General features: G+C 39.3%; 9 protein-coding genes. 2 read left to right on the top strand and 7 right to left on the bottom strand.

Annotation, left to right across the window (positions count from 1 at the left end; all coding sequences use genetic code 11):
* Positions 1 to 111 precede the first annotated feature (111 nt).
* The 6 genes from C825_RS02425 to C825_RS02400 form a co-directional block, all read right to left on the bottom strand.
* Complete coding sequence (locus tag C825_RS02425; RefSeq protein WP_009860584.1) at positions 112 to 1,308, bottom strand: DUF4934 domain-containing protein; 1,197 nt, start codon at positions 1,306 to 1,308, stop codon at positions 112 to 114.
* 94 nt (positions 1,309 to 1,402) lie between these two features.
* Complete coding sequence (locus tag C825_RS02420) at positions 1,403 to 1,807, bottom strand: hypothetical protein (RefSeq protein ID WP_010801275.1); 405 nt, start codon at positions 1,805 to 1,807, stop codon at positions 1,403 to 1,405.
* Between the two features lie 28 nt (positions 1,808 to 1,835).
* Complete coding sequence (locus C825_RS02415) at positions 1,836 to 3,131, bottom strand: hypothetical protein (RefSeq protein ID WP_010801274.1); 1,296 nt, start codon at positions 3,129 to 3,131, stop codon at positions 1,836 to 1,838.
* A 25-nt stretch (positions 3,132 to 3,156) separates the two neighbouring features.
* Entirely contained in the window at positions 3,157 to 4,110 is a 954-nt protein-coding gene (locus tag C825_RS02410) for a glycosyltransferase family 2 protein (protein ID WP_009860581.1), read from the bottom strand.
* Positions 4,111 to 5,064: 954 nt separating this feature from the next.
* Positions 5,065 to 5,496, bottom strand: coding sequence for a 6-bladed beta-propeller (locus C825_RS02405; protein WP_044215021.1), 432 nt, complete (start codon positions 5,494 to 5,496; stop codon positions 5,065 to 5,067).
* Between the two features lie 493 nt (positions 5,497 to 5,989).
* A complete protein-coding gene (locus tag C825_RS02400; protein ID WP_044215109.1) occupies positions 5,990 to 7,537 on the bottom strand; it encodes a PD-(D/E)XK nuclease domain-containing ATP-binding protein in 1,548 nt (515 codons plus the stop codon).
* A gap of 369 nt (positions 7,538 to 7,906) precedes the next feature.
* Between C825_RS02400 and C825_RS02395 the strand changes: the two genes are divergently transcribed.
* Positions 7,907 to 11,218, top strand: a complete 3,312-nt coding sequence (locus tag C825_RS02395) for a SusC/RagA family TonB-linked outer membrane protein (RefSeq protein ID WP_010801272.1) — start codon at positions 7,907 to 7,909, stop codon at positions 11,216 to 11,218.
* Between the two features lie 24 nt (positions 11,219 to 11,242).
* Positions 11,243 to 13,069, top strand: coding sequence for a SusD/RagB family nutrient-binding outer membrane lipoprotein (locus C825_RS02390; RefSeq protein ID WP_228100161.1), 1,827 nt, complete (start codon positions 11,243 to 11,245; stop codon positions 13,067 to 13,069).
* Between the two features lie 49 nt (positions 13,070 to 13,118).
* Here the strand turns inward: C825_RS02390 and C825_RS02385 are convergent, their stop codons facing one another.
* Complete coding sequence (locus C825_RS02385; RefSeq protein ID WP_010801270.1) at positions 13,119 to 16,610, bottom strand: helix-turn-helix domain-containing protein; 3,492 nt, start codon at positions 16,608 to 16,610, stop codon at positions 13,119 to 13,121.
* Positions 16,611 to 16,635 lie beyond the last annotated feature (25 nt).

Raw genomic sequence — 16,635 nt, 5'->3', positions numbered from 1 at the left:
ACCTCCAACTTTAATTGTTATTACTTATTGATTACGCATGAGTTGCTGTAACTCCTACATATTTTTTAATTGCCCAAATAACACGAATAAATTATCAACCCTATCTAACCATCACTTCTTTACTTTCATCAAAAAGAGTACCGGGTTAGTCTCCCCCAGATTATTCCGATCCGGAAAACGTTCCTCAATCATCGCCCTTAATTCTTTAGCTCTTTCAGCAGTCAGAATACCTTTTTTCTGCCAATATTTAAAACCATCATCTATCGCCGTTTGAAAATCTTCTTGTCCAACAATTGATATCAAATTATCTTTATATTGACCAATAGGATGATCAAAACCGATAAACAAAAAATCATTCAGTATATAGCTAAATGTTTTGACTTCTTGTGTCTTCTTGTCATAAACCGTAAACTTAGGAACAACTACATTGGTATTGTTAATAAATACTTTATCGTTTATTTCAAATATATCCTCAATACCTGCCATTTTCTTACATTCCAATAAAACTGTCAGAGCCATACGAGTTCCTTTCAAAATACTTTCACGATCTATCTTACTCATTGATTTATCTTTATAATCAATAAAATATTTTGGAGTTAACTCTCCACTTCTTACACTAAAAACAGAATCACGCATGTATTCTGCAAAAAGAATTTCATTATCGAGTTTTCGGAAAATGCAATCATGAATATATGGAGATTTATTAATAAGCGGATAATACTTATTAATCGTTTTTCCTTTATCATCTTTGATTACCAAAGAATAAGCAGGATCACCCATAACCGGACTTTCCCTATATAGGTAAAATAAGTTATCTTGATACTCAAACTTATCTGCGTAATAATTCATCTGTATATCCTTTATAAAATCTCCTTCAAAAGAAAAAATAAGAACTTTCTTTCTCATTATGTCATACAAATAAATAAGTTGTTGCTCTTCATTCAACGAAAAATCAGATAAATCAACAAATTCGTCAGGTCCCTGTCCACAATTTCCAACCCTATATAAATATTTTCCACTATGATCGAAAACGTAAATACCCTTTTGATTATATCTTTCCATTATGAAAATACAACTGTCAGACATCACAATCTTTTCAACTTTGTCCAATATACAATCACCCGAAAATTCAAGAGGAATCATTTTTATATCCTCTGCAAAATCGGATAATTTACCGTAATCAGTTTCCATTTCCGTTATCGGTATAGAAACGATATCTCCTCTCACAGTATTTTTCTTATCTTCTTTTGTTAAATCACACGCAATAAATATAAAAATCAACAATACATACAATATATTTTTCTTCATACTTTTACTATTTAGCATTTATACCAATAAATACTGCTCTAAAATGATCAGTTCTATAAAACCGATTTGCTTTCAGAGCAGTATCTTTCCTAAGTTACTGCGTAGCAGGTGTACCATACATTTCAGTCATTTGTTTCCAAAAGTCCGCACAAAAGAAAGGAGTACATTGTGCATTACCTCCACGTTGACATTTTACTGAAGCATCACTAACAATTATAGGAGCAATCCCATCAGCTCTAATTTTAACTTTTATTCCAAAAACAGAAACCTCAGAACCAGGTTCCCCTTCAACATCCATTGTACATGATGATGCTAGCCGTGACCAAAGAGGATGTGTCTCAATATCACCACTCGTTCCGGTATCATTACTCTGCCCCAACACTTCTAAATGAAGCGGATGATCCTTAACACCATAGCCACTCCAGGCGTATTGGATGTTTAACACAATTGCCAAAAGGAGCATTGCTCCACCGATTTTCAGAAAGCTTTTCTTTGTCATGCTTACCTCCAACTTTAATTGTTATTACTTATTGATTACGCATGAGTTGCTGTAACTCCTGCATATTTTTTATATCCTCTCGCTCGTTTATCAACTCCCGAAGTTCCTTTTTCACACTATCGCTATTTTTCCATTGCCTGACATAATAATTCGTGTAACAGCCCAAATAACACAAATAGAGAATCAACCCTACAATCATCATGAACTGAATACGTTTCACTTTTAAATGTATGATCGTCACAAACAAATAGGCCATAAGAAGACAAACGCCAACACCCGGCAAATAGAGGTATCGATCAGCCACAATCGCAAATCGTGATATAGGTATAATATGAAGTACAAATAACAGATGTATCAGGAAAAATAACGAAGTAAAAATAATGATCCTTTTTTGTCGTAACAGATAAATGCAACAAACGACAAAAACAACGACTACCGGATAAAACCAATAATGGAAAGGCATAGCGTATCCCGGTAAGATCGGGAAAGGATACAAATAAGACAATTTAATGGGTATCAAACATTTTGTCAAATATTCGATTAAGGAATAAGCCGCAAAGACAACCCGGTCAATCAATGGATAATCCAGCTCTTCCCGCCGGAACCCTTGTGCTAGCATGGGGATGGTTCCCATATAAAGAGACAGCAGCAGAAATGGCAGTTTCTCTTCCCATGTCTTCAGACGAAGCAGTCCTCTGTCTGTTACAAAATCGACCAGTAATAAACATAATGGAAATACCACAGCCTGTTCTTTCCCTAAACAGGAACAAAGAGCTAAAGCCAGAGTTACCACATAATAACTTAACTTTTCCGTACGGATAAATTTTAAGTAGCATAAAAGTCCCGTTAAATAAAATGATGTATAAACAAGAACTTTGGATGCGCTTATCCAGGCAACCGGTTCTACGTTGACCGGATGGACTGCCCATAACAAAGTAGCCAGAAAAACGATTTGTTTGTTGTACATCGTCGTAAGCCGGGATGATTGAGTCAATAGACCGGAAAGAAAAAAGTAAAGCAATACGACATTCAACAGATGTACTCCCAAACCGGCCAGATGAAATATCGCCGGAGAGTACCCGAATAATGAATAAATAAGTACATAGCCTATTTCATTCAGGGGTGAATACTGACCACCATGAGTTTCTGTGAAAATTCGGTACAGATTCTCCCAGGTAAGTCCCCCGGAAGTATACGGATTAATCACACACCATTGATCATCCCAATAATACAGAAAATCATTTTCTGGCAAAGGATAATAAACGATACACGTCATCACCAGTATAAAAAATAAAGGGCAATACCTTTTTATTCTTGTTGGCATATTCATAGTATTTATATTTAGCCGGTTACACATTAAAAGATGACGAACAATTTCCCGACCGTACAATATATTCAGGACGGTTCTTGCACTGCATAAACATTTTACCCAAATACTCTCCTATAATACCGAGCATTAATAAGATTACTGCCCCCAACACAGAAATCAGTATAGCCAGAGACGCCCAGCCTGTCACAGCCTGCCCCGAAATAAAAACAGCATATAATACATAAATAATTTCCACAACGGAAAGTGATGCGAAAAAAGCAGCAAAAAGAACAGCCAAGCGTAACGGACGGATGCTGAAAGAGGTTATCCCGCAAACAGCAAACAAGACCATTTTCTTAAAAGAGTATTTTGTTGTTCCAGCATAGCGTATCCCTGCCTGATAAGGTATCTGTATCCGGCGAAAACCAACCCATGAAACCATCCCCCGCAAAAACAGGTATTCTTCACGGCAATCTCGCAAAACCTTGACAACTTTCTTGTCGAGTAGACGGAAATCTGCACCGTTTTCTGTTATCGCAATATCAGACAAAAAATCCATCAGACGATAAAAAAAACGGGAAGTAATCGTTTTGAAATAACTGCACTGTTTGTTATCTATTCTAATCGTATCCACGATATCATATCCATCCGCCCAATAAGTTAACATAGTAGAGATCAGAGATGAGGGGTGTTGCATATCCGCATCCATAGTAATAACGACGTCACCCTGTGCATAATCCAAACCGGCTTTCAATGCTTTCTGATGTCCAAAGTTCCGGGAAAAACTTAACCAACGAACATGAGGGTTCTGCTCTGATAGAGACAATAAGATCTCTAAAGTGCGGTCTGTACTTCCATCATCAACAAATATTAATTCATAAGGGAAAAGTAATTTATCCAATACAGGATGCAAATTCCGATATAGCATATCGATGCATTCCTCTTCATTGAAGCAAGGAATTATAATGGATATATTCCGGGGTGATTTTTTCATAAGCATTAAATATAATTATCCGTATACCATCCGTAAAAGAACTAACACTACACAGATGCTTTTTTAATACAAACGCATGAAAAAGGATAAATGACCCCATTAAAAATAAAAAAAATGCTTCGACAAGAATAAATAAAATAATACCGGGGCATATTTTTCACGGATACGGTCAATCGCACGATAGATCAGTTTACGGGTTCCCTCCCCAACATGTCAAAGCCGTTCCGACCTAGCGTTCTTTGACATGTTGGGGGGAAAATAATAAGGATAAAGGTTTGTATATCCATTGAAATGAATGGATATACAGGAATTGCTGAGTCGGTTATAGAAAAAGGTGAAACCTTCAGAGAAAAAGCTTACGTCTTTTTATCGAAAAGTTTACGTTTTTTTCAGAATGGGTAGGCAACCATTTCAAATAAGTGCCGCAGTGATTTTTCATAACCGCGGCAACTACTGCAAATGACTGTAGCTGGTATTTAAAATGGCTCCTACAAGCGGGATCCATATATTTATCTTTCAGCCTTCATCCACTTCAAGGCGTTGATTTATAAAGTATTATCCTGAAATGATAATAAAACGTGTCATTGAGGTAAAATATGTACTGTAGCGTCCTGAAAATAGTTGTCAGATTGTATTTCTGCCAACTATTTTCATCCTTCAGGATTATGATCTGATTATCAAAGGGAGGAAGCTCCTGAAGGCTGAAACGTGTATAATGAATAGATAGTTATATATGTGACGTTACATAGTTATCTATACGCAATTACATAGTGACTAAAATCCGGCCTATAGGGAAACAACTACTACCTTCAAGGGAATAAGCAGGCAGGATATAAAGAAACGGCAGCTGCCCTTTAGGGAAAAAACAGGTACATTTCCGGGGAATAAAGTCTGCTTGACCAGAATAGCAATGTATAAATAAATCCTTTTCATATATTTTCGATTTTATAATTATTATTTCTTTACTTTCAACAAAAAGAGTACAGGATTTGTCTCACCAATGTTATTTCGGTCAGGGAATTGTTCCTCAATCATATTCTTTAATTCTTCGGCTCTTTCAGCAGTAAGAAGTCCTTCTTTCTGCCAATATTTAAATCCCTTATCAATAGCTGATTGTAAATTTTCTTGTTGAACAATAAGAGGTTCCCTAGTTCGTTTTAAAATACTCTTACGATCTACCTTACTCATTGATTTATCCTTATAATCAACAAAATATCTTGGAGTTAATTTATCTCCTCTCAAAGAAAAAATAGAATCACGCATATCTTCTACAAAAAGAATCTCGTTATCAAGTTTTCGAAAAATACAATCATTGATATATGACAATTTTTCAACAAGAGGATAATATTTATTTACGATTTCTCCTTTCTCATCCTTAATAACCAAGGAACAGGAAGGATCTCCAATAATCGGACATTCTCGATATAGATAAACATACTACTTTTACTTTTAGCATTTTTTATGAAAAAGCTGTTCTAATATAGATAACGCTCTAAAATCAAGCTCTATCAGAACAGCCTTTCCCCTAATTATTATTTAGCTGGTGCACCATGGACTTGAGCCATTTTGATCCAAAATTCTCCACAGTCCATTGAAGAACATTGTTCTTTCCCTCCATCTTCACATCTTGTTGAAGCTTCAGTCATAATTAAAGAACCAACATTACACAGATCCTTTTAATACAAACGCATGAAAAAATAAATGACCCCACTAAAAATAGAGAAAATGCTTCGATAAGAATAAATGCATGATACAGACAAACCTATCGGTTGTAATATCCTCGGCAGCCAAATCATTCCGGACATACAGGTTTGCAAACCGGAATGATTTAGCGTAATATTGCGTATATATAGTATTAAACAACTCTTTAACAGTCATATTATGATATCTTCCACTTATCCATGCTTCGGGTTCGGGAATCAAAATTCACTCCTATCTTTACCAACTTCCGTCTATCCATTTCAAACGGACGGGCATACCCTTGGCTTTCTATTTGTTGCAACGCCTCTTCCACCGAACCATCCAACTTAAATTCAAAGATATAGATATAATCCTTCGTCTGCAAAATCATATCCGCACGACCATAAGAGGTGTGGTATTCCGCCTGGACATAAAGACCCATCAGTCTACAGACTATAAAAAGAACATTCTGATAGTACCGCTCTACCCCACCGGTCAATTCATACGGTACACCATAGAAAAACGTCTGCAAGCGACGAAGGAAACCCTCCGGATTGCCTTTGCGGAGATCCGTTACAAAGTTCTTCAGTTGAAAAGCTGTCTCACCCTCTTTTACGGTAGTATAAAAAGGAAGCAGATAACGCATAAAACCTTCTTCCACCTCTTTATTGGGGAAGCCGAGCGTGTACATACCGAATTCCTCATCATACCCTTTGATGGTCAGGTAACCGCTTTGGTAGATGACAGGTATCGGGTTATAAGAGGCTATATCGATACTGTTCAATACATCCGCATCTATCTCTTCCCTGCCTATTTCTGACAAATCGTATTCTGCCCGTTTCAACAATTCGACCAGATAGGTAGGAGTTCCCGTCTCAAACCAGTAACTGCCAAATTTCAATGTCTTAAACGTATTCAACAGACTAAAAGGATTATAGATTCCTATACTATTTTCAACAAAATGATACCCATCATAATTCAGCTCCAGTCTTTGGCAAATTTCCTCATACGTCTGCTTATTAGCTTTAGCAAGCTCATGCAACTGAGGTTCCAGATAATCATGAATTTCTTTTTCCGAAATCCCACAAACATCTACATAACGTTTATCCATGCTGATATCCTGCAGATTATTCAAATCGCTGAACACACTTACCTTTCCGAATTTCGTCACTCCGGTCAAGAAGGCAAAACGGATATATTTGTCCATGGTCTTCATGACCGAATAAAATGACTTCAACGTACTTCTGTAAGCCGCCTGCAATTCTTCATTCCCGATTGCCTGGAGCATCGGTTTGTCGTATTCATCGATCAGGATCACGACACGCTGACCGGTTTGTTCAACCGCACGCTCAACAATTCCCCGGAAACGCAGAGCAAGAGAAGTCTCACCGGCTCCGGTCCCATACAGCTTTTCCCACTTCAACAAAGTAAAGTTCAATATCCGCTCCAGACTTTCCGGAGTATTGTATTTTTCCGTATTCAGGTCTATATGCAAAATCGGATGTTTTATCCAATCCTTTTCCAGATTTTCCAATGCCAGCCCTTCAAAAAGCTCCTTCTTACCTTCAAAGTAAGCTTCCAGCGTTGAGATCAGCAGGCTTTTGCCGAAACGTCTTGGACGGCTCAGAAAGTAGTAACTCCCTGTCGTAGCCAATTCATGTACAAAAGCAGTTTTATCAATATAAAGATATCCATCTTTACGTAGCTTCTCAAAATTCTGAATTCCAATCGGATAAATAACAGCCATAATTGTATGTTTTACTTTGTCATGATAAACAAAGGTAAAAATATTTACCGAATACAAGACATTCTGACTGATAATTCCATTCCTTTTGTACACAACGACCACACTAGCATATAGGGCAAATGAAATCATCCAATTGTTTTTACGAATCTCTTCGGATATATTAATAATATTTATTTTTCACTACAGCTATTCCTAACATATAAGTATAAAAACCTGTAATTTTAGTACAAACCCTATGTAAAATCATACACTTGTATTTTTGTTACAAGTTAAATATCAATTAATAACAACTCCATTTCCTATTCCAGGCATACATTGCAACGTTTTAAAAAACGTTTGTTAATTATATGTCTAATTAAATTAATTGTTATGTTTAAGATCTACAGACCTATCAGCGCATTATTGCTGGTGGCCTCATTAGGATCTGCCTGGAATGCCTTCGCATCCGAAGGGACAATAGGAGAAACTTCTGAAGTTAATCAGCAATCAGGGAAAGTTACAGGTATCGTCGCAGACGATCTTGGACCGGTAGCCGGAGCATCAGTTGCAGTAAAAGGTACCTCTAAAGGAACCATAACAGACAGCGATGGAAAATTCGTCCTGAATGGAGTCAAAAAAGGCGAAATAATACAAATTTCATTTCTGGGTTATACGACACAGGAAATCGCCTATAAAGGACAGGAAAATCTGGATATCAAATTGGTGGAAGACTCGCAAGCTATCGATGAAGTCGTTGTTACCGCCCTCGGAATGAAACGTTCTCATAAAAGCCTTGGTTATGCATTAACAACCATCAAAGGAGACGAATTCACGCTTGCCGGTAAGGCAGCAAACCCCTTAACATCTCTATATGGTAAAGCTGCCGGTGTTGGTATCCAGTCGAGTGCAGCAGGTCCGACCGGAGGTGTAAACATTAAGATTCGTGGAGCAGCCAGTCTGGAATCATCCTCCAAGACACGCCCGTTGTTCGTTGTAGACGGTGTGCCCATTCATGACCAGGAATCATCTATGGCAACCCGTGGTTATGACCCGTTGAACTCTTTCGACTATGGCGCTGGTATCAATGATATTAACCCTGAAGATATCGAATCAATGGAAATCCTGAAAGGAGCGAAAGCATCCGTTCTATATGGTAGTGAAGGAGCCAACGGCGTTGTATTGATCACAACCAAAAAAGGGGCCAATACCAGAGGTTTAGGAGTAACGGCCTCTTTCCAGTATACCGTTGAACAACCGGTTTCTTATATTGATTTTCAGAATGAATTCGGTACGGGAACAAGTGTTTATGATGAACTGACAGGTAAATTGCCCGATGGAACCTCCATGAGAAGACTGGGTACTTCCCGCTTCAACTTCGGACCCGCTTTTGACGGCAAGCCGATCATGGATATAGACGGTAATATTATCAACTACGAAGCACAGCCGGATAACTTTATGGATTTCTTCCGTAAAGGCTATTCAGACAACGTCAACGTCGCCATTGCCGGAGGTAATGAAATGGGAAATATGCGTGTTTCCTATACCAATTATAAATATCAGGGTATTCTGGATAATTTTGAACAGAAAAAGAATATCCTCAGTTTCTCCGGAAAAATGAACGCATCGAAGTTTGCTACTTTCGAAATCAATTCAAACCTTTATAATATTGTCACCCAAAACCGTTATCCTAATATCGGAGGTCTCGTTTCATACGGTATCAACAGAGACCAACCATTTTCAACGCTGGAACGACTATATAAAGATGATTCCGGATACAAACGGAACAAGGAAGATCTGACTATGAGCAGTTATGGGTCCAATATCATGGATTTGCTGTGGCACCAACGCGAAAACAGGAATGTGGATGATAAATTTCACATGATCACATCATTAAAAGGTAAGTTCGATTTCCATAAAAATGTATTCCTTGTGCTACAGGGAGGTATCGACTATACGGATATTGAATATAACCAGAAAGCCAGAGTTACTCAGGCGGAGCCCAACGTGGTCGGTGGTAAATATTCTAGGAAAGAAGAACGTTATGTAGTACAGAACTACGATGCAATGTTGAATTTTGACAAGAATTTCATGAAAGACCGTTTAAATGTACTGGCTTTCTTCGGTGGAGGTTACCGCAGCAATGAAGATAAGAGCATTAACGTTTCAACATACGGTGACATGCTTTATCCGGATTGGTACTCATTGAATAATGAAGGCTCATGGCCAGGCGCTGGCGACAAAGGGAAGGTTAGAGGTATGTCGCGCGGTTCCGACTTCCTCTACAGTCTTTACGGCGGTGTGACTCTCTCCCTGGACGAACGTTATTATGTAGAAATTACCGGAAGAAATGACTGGGCTTCTACTTTACCCGCAGGAAACAACTCCTACTTCTATCCGGGTGTCTCATTCAACTGGAACTTCAAAGACCAGATTCCAATCCCGCAATTGCAGTTCGGTAAGATACGTATGGCCTGGGCCGATGCCGGTCGTCCTGCTTCCCGCTACTTTGCAAACAACGTCTTCAGCCTGGGACAGATTGCAGAAACCGAAGCTTCGATCGTAACACCTCCAAGTGCCCTATTCTCCGGTTTATTGAAACCTGAACGTAAAAGAGAATATGAAATCGGTATGGACTTACGCTTCTTCGATCAGAACAGACTTGAATTCGACTTCTCTTATTATACGAATAATGTATACGACCAGATTATGTCCGTTCCTCTGTCATCCACTTCCGGATACAGCGAAATCAGGATTAATGCCGGTAACGTACATAACTACGGTTATGAAATCTTCCTGAAAGGGACTCCGCTGGTAGGCAAAGATTTCCGTTGGGATGTATCATTCACTGCAGCAAATCAGTATGCAAAGGTGAAGAAGTTATATCCGGGTATTACACAGAAATTAATCGGTGGCGGAACAGGATACAAAGTTGTGGCCGAAGTAGGTGAGCCAATGGGTGAATTACTTACCTATGATTATAAGAAAGATGAACATGGCAACCGTGTTGTAAGCTCGAATGGTTTCTATGTACTGGATTATGATGCCGGTTTCAAGAAAAACTCCAACATCAATCCATCTTTCATCGGTGGTTTCAATACATCGTTCTACTATAAGAACTTCAATATCAACCTGGGATTTGACTACAAATTCGGTGGAGCTCTGTTATCTATGTCCAACTACTACCTTATCGGTAACGGTCTGTCAAAGGAATCTTTGCCTTATCGTGACGAGAAACATGGCGGTTTGGCTTACTACATCAACGAACAGAACGTAAAGGTTCCCTGTGAACACAACACAGCAGCCCCTGCCGGAGCCAAGGATAACCGGGTATATCATGATGGTCTTATCCTCAACGGTGTGAAGGAAGACGGCAGTAAGAATGATATCATCCTAAGTGCCTACGAATACTATTCTACATTCATCCATGACATGTCGGCCGATCTGCAACCGGATAATATCTATAAGAATGACTATATCAAGTTCCGCGAAATCGGTATTTCCTATACCATTCCGAAAAGAATCGTAGAAAAGGCTAAACTGCAAAAAGTGACTTTGACAGCTACAGCACGTAACCTGTTCTACCTCTATAAGGCTATTCCGAATATTGATGCAGAATCAACGCTCGGTACGAACTCTTACGAAGAATATTCATTCTTCCCCTCTACCCGAAGTTTCGGTATCGGTGTTTCAGTTAGTTTCTAAATACACAATTTAATGCAAGGAATTATGAAAAATATATTATTAACGGGTTTGGCGGCAGCCTCACTATTATTGTCCGGCTGCCAGGACAAACTGGAAGAAGATTTCTACAACCCTGAAAACTACCAGGCGCCGGAAAACAAACTGGCTGCCGGCCTGTTCACAAAAACGCTTTACGAATGGCAAGTCTATGTACAGGACTACGGAGAATGGTGGTGGTCATTGACAGGTGCCGGTGTTACAGCTTATGCCCAGGTCGGTGTTCGACCTACTACACAAAATTATGCCGGTATTTACCAGGATTTTGAAGATGTAACCACCGGTAACGGATTCTCGGCAGACAACGGTATACGTAATTATTTTAATAATATGTATACCAAAATGAAAACCTGGTCAATCTTCAAGCAATTAGTCGAAGAAGAATATACGGGAGAAACATTAACGAACAGCTACGTATATTACCAGTTGACTACTGTTATGAAAGACTATACCATGCTCCGCAATATTGACTTTTTCAACAGTATTCCTTATTACAACGCCATTCAGGGAAACAAGGGAATTTTGTTTGCAGAGTATGACGATCCTCTGGAAGTTACCAAAACAATTCTCGATGAATTGAAAGAAATATCGGAAAGTATAGTTGCCGATTATGATAAAATGTCTCCGGATGCAAAAGCTACTTTTGCCAAACAAGATGTCGCCTTTAAAGGAGACATTCAGTTATGGAAACAATATATCAATGCATTGAGATTGAAATTTGCAGTCCGCATGTCTGCTGCCGACGAAGCCTACGCAAAAACTCAGATTGCATCAGCGATACAGGACGGACTTCCCACCAAAGATATGATCTGGCTTTTGCCTACCAATCCGGCCAAAGATTTACCGGGAGGCGGTACTATCAACCGTGGATGGTTCGAACGCTTTACTTCGTTATTCATCCCCAATGTGATTCTCGAAAGAATGAACCATAACAGATTGAAATATGAACCGGGAATCGATGACCCGCGTCTGCCGGCCATAGCCGCTCCGACACGTTACAACGACTATCGTGGTATCCGCATGGACAACCTATACCACCAGCCGGCTTACGACTCTATTGCCGCCGGTAGTGAAGAAAACATGCGCCCGGATTATATCGACGAAGGAACATGGGAACGTCATAAATCCTATATCAATAACAATACTGCATACCGCGATGCCAAAGGTACACTGAGTTACTACGATATAAACTGCGTATCCATGTATAACCCGGCTACTTATTACTACGCTAATTTCCCGGTTTATATGTTCTCGCTGGCTGAAACAGAATTGCTCCTGGCAGAAGTAGCTGCCAGAAACTATGCTTCAACCGGTAAAACAGCCGGTGAACATATAAGTGATGCTATGACTCATTCAACAGACTTATGGTATTATATAAACTCCCTGTCAGTATCAAGTGCGACAGATTATCCGCGTTATTTCCCGGAAAAACCATCTGCCGAAATTGTTCAGACATATGGAGATTTCCTGAAAGCAGAATACCAGAAAGCTAAAACATTGGATGATCAGATAGAAATTATCATGCAGCAGAAGTATATCCACCTGAATCTGATGGCTCCTAACGAATGCTGGACAGAGTTGCGCAGAACCCGCCATCCGAAACTGGAACCGGTTAACTTCCCGCCGTATTTCACAAATATCAAACCGCAGGTTGAACGTATAAAATATCCGGATTCCGAAGAATTGAACAATACAGAGAACTTTGCTAAAGTAAAAGCAGAGAACAACTATTCTTCGCCCATTTATTATGTACCACAAGACAAAAGATCTGAATCTTACTATCGAGACACTTTCATCGAGATAGAAAAAGAGTAATAGGGAGTTGAAAAGAGGAGAGCTCGCCATATGGCGGGCTTTCTGTTTTTTAGGATACTTCCTCTTTCTGCGACACCAGCATATTTTTTCTGTACTGCATGGGGGATACCCCTACATGCTTCTTAAAGGTACGGCTGAAATAAATCGGATCAGAATACCCGAGACGATAGGCAACCTCCGCTATAGGACAACAAGACTCATCTGATAACAAAAGCTTAGCCCGGTCCATTTTAAAGGAAACAATATAATCGTTCGGGGTCATTCCTGTAACCATCTTAATCTGGTTGAACAAACTGGTCCTCCCCATTCCCATACATTTAGCCCAGCGGGCTATATCGAATTCCGGATCTTCCAGATGCTCTTCCAAAACACGGGTAGCCGTATCCAACAGTCTTTTTTCCTGTACGTTAGTTGCCAATAGCGGCACGTAATCCTGTTCCTCTTTCTGCTTGATATACCTTGACAAAATACGTTTACTGTTTCTTACCAGAGAATTACATCTATGCTGAAGTAAATCCATAAAAAAAGGTTTGACCACATAATCGTCAGCACCGGAACGAATACTTTGAATCTGTTGTTCCGGAGATGGCTGGTAAGTCATCAGAATAACAGGAATATGTAATGTATCTACATGCGCCTTAATCATCCGGCACAATTCTATCCCGGAACCGTCCGCCATATCGATCTCACTCAAAATAATATCCGGGAGTTCTCTCAATGCGATCAAATAACCCTCCTTTGTATCCTCCGCTTCAATCAAACGATAGGCAAACGAAAATGTCTCTTTCAGCGAAGCCCTTATCTCGCTGTCACTGTCTATTATCAACATCGTATAAAGAGTGTTATCTTCTGTTCCAATTACCTCTTCCACAGGCGATTCCGCATCGTAGACAGGATTTCCGAAACTAAACGCAACGTCTTCCTGTTCCTCTCTGTTGAACGTCTGTAACCGGGTAATTAACCCTTGCAAATAAACAACCTGCTTCAATACTTTCCCGATTCGGTTTTTACCGGCTACAACTGCCGCATCAGCAACAATATTATTCAATATAGCAATAATTACAGTCAGAGGTTTTCTGAACTCATTGGAAATATTAGTTAGGAACTGCTGATTATCCCGGTTCAATTTATCCATTTGCTCCACCTCCCTCTTTTTCATCTCCAGGGAAAGCATCAGTCGAGTCTTTGTTTTATTGAACCAAACCAGCCTGGCTATAATAGAAATCGTTACACAAACATACAGTAATATCATTGGCCACGAAAGCCAGAACGGATACATAATTATAATTTCCAGCAAAACTTCATTCTGAGGATTATCCAGCTCGCGGACAATCAGATTATACCTACCGGGGCGCAGGGAAGAATAAGTAATCGTCCTGTTGGAAGTCGTTATCCACAGTTCATCCAGACCTTCCATCTTATATTCATATTGTCCGTAATTAGAAAGCAGATAGTTACTTGTCGAAAAGGTAAGACTAATCGTATTCAGGTTATAAGGCAGTTTTATTTTTCGGGAAAAGGCGATATCCTGTTGAAGAAAATCCGAATTCGCAGGTGTCAACAATTGATTATTCACAGAGATCGAAGAGAAAAACAAAGAGTAATTCCTACCCGGACGATTTAGATTCTGCTCATTAAAAGAAAATAATCCGCATATGGTACCCACATAAACATTCCGGTCCATCGGTGAGACATAAATGCCACAATCACCACTGAGAGAAAGCGGGGCAGGCAGATTACTTAAAGGAATATGAAATGCAGAAAGAGGTTTCTTTTTTACCGACATGTCCAAAATAGAAACACCTTTGTCTGTTGTTACGATCAGGTTCCTGTAAAACGAGCGGGTTACACTATAACATACATCACTCAGTAAAAAATGATCCTGTTCCCTATAAGATGAAAAATCATTCTTTTCCTCATTATATAATAAAAGTCCGGAATTCAGGGTAGACATGAATAAACCATTCCTGGAATCACCACAAATCGAATTAACGGCACTGGGAATACGACTTCCTTTTTGCAAGCCATCTCCATAGAGAGAGATTACCTTTTGCGATTTCAGATCTACAGAAAACAATCCTTCTTCCAGTGAAGACACCCATAAGCGGTCCTTGTCATCAATATATACGGTACGAATATTTCCGGAACATTTTTGTTGCAGCAACGAATCATCCAACAAATAAGAGGTATGCAGATTTTCCCTGTCAAGTTTAAAAATACCCTGGGTAGACGGTAACACCAGCATATCCCGATAAGGAACAATATCTTCTATTGTCAGCTGAGAAGCCGAATCGAAAAACGAAAAATCGATCTGCTTGATACGGCCTGTTTTCCTGTCAAGCACATAAAGTCCATTTTTATAGACGCTGATAAACAGGTTATCCGTCTGCTCATCATACCACAGTGCACGAATCTTATTATCCGGCAATCGGTGGGTAGTCTTGGTGATATGCCGGATTACTTCCCTGTTCTTATTCAGGACGTTTATACCACTGCCCTCAGATGCTACATACAAATTACCTTCTTTATCTTCAGCCATAGAACCGATAACAGTTCCATGCAGACGATCCTCAACTTTTTCGTCGCTATAAAAACATTTGAAATCATCCAAATCTATATTTCCATACCGGATATCACCATAATAGGGTCCAATCCATAAATTTCCTTGCCGATCAGTAAATAATGCAGTAATCGAAGTTTCCGCCATATACGGCTGGTTACTCATTATTTCCGGAATACCATTTGTTTTCATTTCTATCCTATAAAGACCTGCCAAAGTTCCCACCCATATTATCCCCCGTGTATCCTCAGTAAAGCAATGGATATAGGGAATGAAAGAACCTCCCGAGTCATTAAAAACGATAGATTCACCATTTAGTGAAACAACAGCAGCTAAACCTGATTTAGCCGACAGCCACAAACGAGATTCCGAGTCCAGGAACTGAGTAGTTATGTTCTCTTTCTGAAAACAGGTGGTTATAATCCGTTTTTCCGTCAGATCAACTTTCAATACACCGGTAGTCGTCCCTATCCAAAACTGATTATCACCAATCGGAGTTATGAGAGTAAAAACATATCTTTCATCAGAAAACAAAACCTCTTTTTCTCCCGACCGGATATTACATCTATAAAGTGAATGTCCTTCAACAGTATAAAGCTGATTATCCGAATAACAAATAGCCGTTGCTGTAATCTCCGGCATGAAAGGTTGCCTTATCTGTAAATCAATACAGATTATATTGTTTTCTGCCAAAAGATATAGTGTAGAATCATTTCCACAGAAATTATGAATATTGGCATCTTCAAGAGACGGGAAATATTCAGACAAACGAATTACTTTAGTAGATATGCCATCATAACAATTTACAGCATTATTACCGAGCCATATTCTCCCCAGCCGATCCTGCCATATTGCTATAGAGGAAGGCTGAGACAATCCGTCTTTTACACCCAAAGACCGGAAATAGATTTCGTCTCCCCATATAGTAACAGAGAATAAGAGAAGCATAAAAGTCCAAATAGCCAAACGGATTCTATCCATCAAATCTGCTTAATATTAATACAGC

Source organism: Parabacteroides sp. ASF519, from assembly GCF_000364265.2.
Taxonomy (GTDB): Bacteria; Bacteroidota; Bacteroidia; order Bacteroidales; family Tannerellaceae; genus Parabacteroides; species Parabacteroides goldsteinii.
This window is presented reverse-complemented; position numbering and strand designations above follow the sequence as displayed.

Excerpts from the sequence above, each read along its gene's own strand:
- C825_RS02425 (WP_009860584.1), bottom strand. The coding sequence starts at position 1,308 with ATGAAGAAAAATATATTGTATGTATTGTTGATTTTTATATTTATTGCG.
- C825_RS02420 (WP_010801275.1), bottom strand. The coding sequence starts at position 1,807 with ATGACAAAGAAAAGCTTTCTGAAAATCGGTGGAGCAATGCTCCTTTTG.
- C825_RS02415 (WP_010801274.1), bottom strand. The coding sequence starts at position 3,131 with ATGCCAACAAGAATAAAAAGGTATTGCCCTTTATTTTTTATACTGGTG.
- C825_RS02410 (WP_009860581.1), bottom strand. The coding sequence starts at position 4,110 with ATGAAAAAATCACCCCGGAATATATCCATTATAATTCCTTGCTTCAAT.
- C825_RS02400 (WP_044215109.1), bottom strand. The coding sequence starts at position 7,537 with ATGGCTGTTATTTATCCGATTGGAATTCAGAATTTTGAGAAGCTACGT.
- C825_RS02395 (WP_010801272.1), top strand. The coding sequence starts at position 7,907 with ATGTTTAAGATCTACAGACCTATCAGCGCATTATTGCTGGTGGCCTCA.
- C825_RS02390 (WP_228100161.1), top strand. The coding sequence starts at position 11,243 with ATGAAAAATATATTATTAACGGGTTTGGCGGCAGCCTCACTATTATTG.
- C825_RS02385 (WP_010801270.1), bottom strand. The coding sequence starts at position 16,610 with ATGGATAGAATCCGTTTGGCTATTTGGACTTTTATGCTTCTCTTATTC.